Raw genomic sequence first — 977 nt, 5'->3', positions numbered from 1 at the left:
AGAGGATCAAGTTGGTGTAGTGACAGGGCTTGCGTATACAACCGTTGGCGGAGATACGCTTTCGATTGAAGTATCGCTTTCACCGGGAAAAGGGAAATTAATCCTGACAGGAAAGCTCGGAGATGTTATGAGAGAGTCTGCTCAGGCTGCATTCAGCTATGTGCGATCCAAAACAGAAGAACTTGGCATTGAACCTGACTTTCATGAGAAGTATGATATTCATATACATGTACCAGAGGGTGCGGTGCCAAAAGATGGTCCGTCAGCCGGTATTACGATGGCAACAGCGCTTGTTTCTGCTTTAACGGGACGGGCGGTTTCGCGTGAAGTCGGCATGACTGGGGAAATCACGCTTCGCGGGCGCGTGCTGCCGATCGGCGGCTTAAAGGAAAAAGCGCTTGGCGCACATAGAGCGGGATTAACGACCATTATTGCGCCTAAAGATAATGAAAAAGATATAGAGGATATTCCGGAAAGCGTCAGGGAGGGGCTGACATTTATATTGGCGTCCCACTTAGACGAGGTTTTGGAACATGCCTTAGTAGGAGAGAAGAAATGAAAGTCACAAAGTCAGAAATCGTGATCAGTGCAGTAAAACCGGAACAGTACCCTGGAGGGGGGCTTCCGGAAATCGCATTGGCCGGAAGATCGAACGTAGGAAAATCGTCTTTTATCAATTCATTAATCAATCGCAAAAATCTTGCGAGAACGTCGTCAAAGCCAGGAAAAACACAAACGCTTAATTTCTACATTATCAATGATGAGCTGCATTTTGTGGATGTGCCGGGCTACGGTTTTGCCAAAGTGTCAAAGTCTGAGCGTGAAGCATGGGGCAGAATGATTGAAACCTATATCACGACACGCGAAGAATTAAAAGCTGTAGTGCAGATCGTTGATTTGCGGCATGCGCCATCTAATGATGATGTACAGATGTATGAATTCTTAAAGTATTACGGCATTCCTGTTATTGTTATCGC

Annotated in this window: 2 protein-coding genes; both read left to right on the top strand. The window is 46.2% G+C overall.

Annotation, left to right across the window (positions count from 1 at the left end; all coding sequences use genetic code 11):
• Positions 1-559 (top strand): S16 family serine protease (locus tag ACWHAR_RS23795; RefSeq protein WP_452088030.1); only part of this gene is annotated, 559 nt, incomplete at its 5' end.
• A partial coding sequence (yihA, locus tag ACWHAR_RS23790) for a ribosome biogenesis GTP-binding protein YihA/YsxC (RefSeq protein ID WP_452088029.1) occupies positions 556-977 on the top strand: 422 nt, incomplete at its 3' end. The genes ACWHAR_RS23795 and yihA, both read left to right, overlap by 4 nt.

Source organism: Bacillus sp. LR--39, from assembly GCF_053613335.1.
This window is presented reverse-complemented; position numbering and strand designations above follow the sequence as displayed.